The sequence below is a fragment of the Magnetococcales bacterium genome (assembly GCA_015231175.1).
Lineage (GTDB): Bacteria > Pseudomonadota > Magnetococcia > Magnetococcales > DC0425bin3 > HA3dbin3.
Genome location: JADGBZ010000128.1, coordinates 1 through 5496 on the forward strand (window position 1 = coordinate 1; position 5496 = coordinate 5496).

The following is a 5496-nucleotide window of genomic DNA, read 5'->3' on the forward strand; positions in this document are numbered from 1 at the left end:
ACACCGAACATCCACGATAGCCATCATACCCTCCTTGGCAAATGGAACACCCTCGTGGATTCTACTCGATCAACCAAACAGATGCACTACCAAAACATGAAAACATGGACATCCCCCCTGGCAGAAACTGCTTGACAGTCAAGACAGTTGCTGGACCCCGATGCGTTCGGTCGCCAGCCTCCTGGACCCTGACTCCTCGGGCTTTCACGCCAAGCTGGCCACCTCTTGCCAAAGGAAGAGCCCCGTTTCCGCATCCAGGTTTCGTTGCAACGCCGTGGAGGCAAAGGGCCTGATCATGATCTCTCCGGCAAAAACAATTGTCCCTGGCGCAAGATGACCACCGAAGGCCCGCCCCTGGTTATCGGCGAAGGTGATGTGGACATGAACGAACGGCACCCCCTCCTTCAGGGAGATGTTGCCCACCAGATGGGTGATTTCGAGAGGAAAATCCAGGTCGAGATGACGGTATTCCCGGGTAGCCTGATCGTAGAAGCCCACACGGGCTTTTTTGACCGCCCCCAGACCTTCCAGCCAACCAGCCGTCCAACATTGTTCGTGGCAAATCCGGGTGATCTCCGCCAAAAGGTCGCAGCCATGGGCCAGTTTGCCTATGAAGGTTTTTCCGGATGGCATCTCCAGCATCATGACAATCCCTCCTTATCGTTGGGCCAAAAAAATTTCACCTGAGTTTCCACAAGCTTTGCGAAATCTGCAACATGTTTTTATGACTTTGAAAAAGATTGAAAAAGGAATTATTTTGGGATGAGTCAATGTCAAAACGGAAAACTGGATGAAAAAGTCATGGCGACACGGTGGATGATCGGGCTGTTGGTGGCGGGTGTCTGGCTGTTGCTTCCGGACACAGGAACGGCGGAACCTTTTTGTGTGGTGGATTTTGCCGGCAAACGGTGTTGGTACCAGGATGTGGAGTCTTGCCGACAGGCAGCGGGCCCCCGGGGATCCTGTGTAGTCAACAGTGCCGGGATTGTCGCTCCCGTGGGCGGGGCTCGGTATTGCGTCGTGGAGAGTTGGCAAACCCAGTGCATTTACAATGATGAAGGGAGTTGCCGTCATGCAGCCGAGCGACGCCGGGGTGAGTGCATCACCAACCCCAACGACCTGCCGCACGGCCCCGTAAATCAGGGACGCAGGCTTGATCGGGAAGCCGACGGAGGTCACACCGGGAAGATGCTTCCCAACGTAAAAAACGACGCCCCTGATCAACATGGTACACCCACCTCTTCTCCCATAGACCCTGGGTCCGAGGTGAAACCATCTCCTGCAATTGGCCACGAATGAAAGTCAATCGGTAACTATTCACCACCCGCCAACGAATCGGGGTCCGGGGGCTGGCTCCCTGGCTTTGTCCAGGGCAGCGCCCTGGTGGGGTTCGGTGCAAAGCCCTGATAAAAGCCTTCATATACAGTTTTTTCTTGAAAGAGAGCTGAATATCAGAGGGAACATCAAGTTTAACCAGGGATCCTGTCATGGATATCAGATGGACAACGGCGGCGCATGGATTTCATCATGCGTCCTATCCAAACAAGAAATACCGGTTGTTTGCCAACCTCGTTGAAGAGGTCATAGCCAACGGAAAAGTCGAGGAGCGTATGACCTGCCTCGGTCGGGTTGACGTTGAGGAAAAGATGGACGGCACCCTGAATTTTTTGTTTGGGAGCCAGATCGCGTTTTGGCCCGAGGTTTATAAAAAGCTTGAGGAGATCAGGGTATCTCCCGAAGAGATCGAAAAAGTCGTCGCCGCTATAACCACCAAGATACCTCTGCCGTCCAAGGATCAGCCACGCCCGCTCATCGTGCGTGGCGCTTTTGCCAGATAATCGGAAAATGTGGTAATGGGGTGGTGTTTGCATTCGACCCAATCATTCGATGTCCGAAAGGGTTCACCCCCCCGGGAAGAGTGTCTGCTCGATAAGAGCCATCAATCTTTTTTTTCTGATTGGTTTGGTGACGTGGACGTCGCATCCGGCAGCGAAACTCTTTTCCTGAGCTTCCTTCATGGCATGGGCGGTCAGTGCGATGATCGGGGTTCTGGGAAGACCGCTTTCGGTTTCCCACTTTCTGATTTCCCGGGTTGCTTCGTGGCCGTCCATGACGGGCATCTGGATGTCCATCAGGACCAGGTCGTAGCGCCCCCTCTTGAAGTGGTGAACCCCCTCGGATCCATTGTTTGCCACGTCCAGAATGAATCGCTTTTCCTTGAGAAAGGCCTGGATCAGTACCTGGTTGTCGATAGAGTCTTCCACCAGGAGGATGGAAATGGGATCAACCTCGAAGGCAACCTTCCGTTGTTTCGTTACGGCAACCTGTCCCGACACCGGTTCCGACGCTGGGTGTGGGGAGGATGATGGGGCCTCATTTTTTTGTTGCATGATGGGAACGGTAAAATGGAAGACGCTTCCCTGACCCTTGGCGCTATCCATCCAGAGGGCGCCACCCATGGCCTGGACAAGACGCTGGCAAATGGCCAGACCAAGACCTGACCCGCCGCGACTCCGTGTATTGGATGAGTCGACCTGGGTGAAGGGTTTGAAAACGATCTCTCTATCGGTCTCGGCGATACCGATACCGGTATCCGAGACGGAAAAGTGGATCACTTCAGGTTTTGGGATGGAGACCTCAACCCTGATTTTGCCACTGTCTGTGAACTTTACCGCATTGCCGATCAGGTTGAGCAGAACCTGCCGCACACGCTTGGGATCTCCCTCACAGATGTTATCCACGTCATCCGCGATGACGGTCTCCAGGTGAAGGTTCTTTTTTTGCGCATTGAGCGCGTGGATCTCTATTGCCTCCTGGACCATTTGCCGAAGATCATAGGGTTGGACCTCGATGAACACCTGTCCCGCCTCAATTCGGGACAAGTCGAGGATATCTTCGATGAGTGCCACCAGAGTTTGGCCAGCGCGAGTCAGGAGATCAAGATAACGGCTCTGCTCTGCATCCATGCTGGTTGCCGACAACACGTCCGCCATTCCGATCATGGCATTCATCGGTGTGCGGATTTCATGACTCATGATGGCCAGGAATTCGTTCTTCGTTCGGTTGGCCGATTGGGCGTGTTCAAGAGCTTTTTGTTTTTCAGCCTCCAACTGTTTGCGTTCGGTCATATCATAGCCGATGGCTAGCAATCCGATCACCTGACCGGATTGATCCTTGAGTGTCTTGTCGTACCATTCGATATCGCGCAGCCGCCCATCCTTGGTCACGATGGGATTCACGTTGCCTCTGGTTTGAATGTCGGCCACTGCCCTTTTGAAGAGAGTGCGGATCTCTGTGGCATCCTGTTTCGGCAAAAAAGTCGTAAACCAATCTTTGCCCTGAACCTCAGCCAGAGAATATCCGGATAGTTCTTCCAAAAAGGGGTTGATGCGCACGATCCGTCCTTCAACATCCAGGACCACAATGACTGTCTGGGCGGTATGGATCAGACTGTCGGCAAAATCTCTTTCATTCCGCAGAATCTTCTCTGTTCTGATACGGTCGGTCATGTCCGCAAACGTGGCCAAAAACTCCTCTCCGAAAGTGACGCCTCCGATCAGAATGGTCTTGACCTCTCCATTTTTGCAGGTCACTTCGTACTCGATCGGGGTGATGTCCACATTCTCTTCCACGGACCTGCGAACCGCCAACTCCCAGCTCTCCATAACCCACTTGCGGTAGGTTGCATCCGGACAGGCGCGTAGCCACCATGCATCAAGGTCGGGAGTATCCCGCAAGGAATAACCGAAAAGCTTGGTAAACCATCGATTGATATGAACTAGTTTGCCATCCTTGTTGACGAAACAAAGAGCGACCGAGACCTCCTGAAAAAGCCGCAGAAATTTCTGTTCGCTTGCACGCAACCCACTTTCGGCCTGGTTGCGTTCCGACATGTCTCGACCGATAGAAATCATCAGGGACTTATCGAAAAACCGTACTACGGAAACGGAATATTCGAAGGGAATGGTTTGCCCATTCTTGCAGATCAATGACAGTTCGACTTTCCCCTCCCCCTGCGACATGACTTCGCCAGCAGCACAAGCGGCTTTTTCCAGATCCTCGGGGCCATAGTAGCTGTCAGGTACTTTGAGGGCAGCGATCTCATCATCACCATAGCCACTGACTTGGCAAAATTTACGGTTCCAACGCAGGGCTTTTCCCGTGGCTGGGTCGAAAAGGAAATAAGTATCGTTGAGGGCGTCGATACTGCTCCGGATCAATGTCTGTTCATCCAACCTCTGTCGGGTAAGGTCACGTTCAAACCGATGGCTGGCCCACTCCCGGAGACCAATCAATCCAACCAACACAAAAAACAAACCAAACAGGGTATTCTGGTTTATAAGGACAAAATTCCCCGGCACCATGTAACCGACAATGCCCAACAGGAACAGGCCAACCAACGGAAAAAGGAAATCGACGTTGGCCAGGAGATGATCATCCGGTTGCCGAGGTATGTCGTCAGCGGATTTTCCTTCCCTGGCAACAGAGGGGTGGGAGGCAGCCAGAAAGATGGCAGCGAAGCCGAACAGCCAGAGTATGTCGATATGGTTGCCGACGTGATAACCGTGTCCCAGCAGCGCATAGGCGTACAGGCTGTCGGTCACGGCATGAATGGCCAGGGCAACGGTCAGGAGCATGGTGACTGCATCTTCCAGTGGGTGTTGCCAACTCCAGGACAGACTTATGCTGAAAAGCAATGCTGATACATAAAAAACAGGATAGGCAATAGCTGCCCATTTATGGAGAATCGACGTTGATTGTTCCGCCAAAGGTTGCGCAAACATGAGCAGATGGACCAACAAGATACTGATGGCCAAAATCCCAAGTTTACTAAACTGTAATATTTTGAATGAGTTGAATGCAAATGAATTGGGACGGCGGTGGTACATGCCGATGGCCATCAGCGGTGCAAAAGCCAGGTAACCGAGATCAGACCAGTTTGGGAAAGGGGTCATCCACCGGGCGACCAACTCGTACCAGTCCCAAACAATCATGCCTGCAAACCATGAAAAACAGGCACTGGTGATCAACAGCCACCCAGTCCGAAATCGTCCTTGCGTCGAGCGGGCAGCAAAAAAAGCCCGCACCCCCGCCCCGCCCGAGGCGATGGTCCAGGAGAAATCCGTCCAGTAGAGGGAAAATGGATCTCCTGGCTTCAAGCCAAACGCCACCAAGGCAAACAAAGCGAGGAACCCAACAGCCACAAAGGAGTCGATGCGTCTCAAGCCAATCATCTCCGGTGCCCCTCTCCGTTTTGCAGCTTTCTTCGCTCATGTTGCAAATGGTAGTATGAACCATTGAACATTGAAACTCAAAAGCATACCTCGCGGGGGTGTGCGATTGCCCAAGGAAGGCATGCGAGGAGACACTCATGGTATTGTCTTCGGTTACCCAACTGATATGGATGAGAGAAAATGCTGCGACCACCTCGCAGAGATTTTGGGTGGTGTCCTACGTTGACCTAACTGGTCTAGCCGGGAACAAAACCCACTCTTC

The 5496-nt window shown here is 52.8% G+C and carries 4 protein-coding genes; 2 read left to right on the plus strand and 2 right to left on the minus strand.

All coding sequences use genetic code 11. The features are described 5' to 3' along the window. Window positions 1–204 precede the first annotated feature (204 nt). Window positions 205–645, minus strand: coding sequence for a DNA-binding protein (locus HQL63_15550; protein ID MBF0178241.1), 441 nt, complete (start codon window positions 643–645; stop codon window positions 205–207). Window positions 646–762: 117 nt separating this feature from the next. On the opposite strand from HQL63_15550, the gene HQL63_15555 reads away from it, so the two are divergent. Further along, window positions 763–1299, plus strand: coding sequence for a hypothetical protein (locus HQL63_15555; GenBank protein ID MBF0178242.1), 537 nt, complete (start codon window positions 763–765; stop codon window positions 1297–1299). Between the two features lie 188 nt (window positions 1300–1487). Then, window positions 1488–1838, plus strand: a complete 351-nt coding sequence (locus HQL63_15560; protein ID MBF0178243.1) for a hypothetical protein — start codon at window positions 1488–1490, stop codon at window positions 1836–1838. Between the two features lie 63 nt (window positions 1839–1901). Here the strand turns inward: HQL63_15560 and HQL63_15565 are convergent, their stop codons facing one another. Continuing rightward, the gene (locus HQL63_15565) at window positions 1902–5234 is read right to left on the minus strand and encodes a PAS domain S-box protein (GenBank protein MBF0178244.1); all 3333 of its coding nucleotides are present in this window, start codon (window positions 5232–5234) and stop codon (window positions 1902–1904) included. Window positions 5235–5496 lie beyond the last annotated feature (262 nt).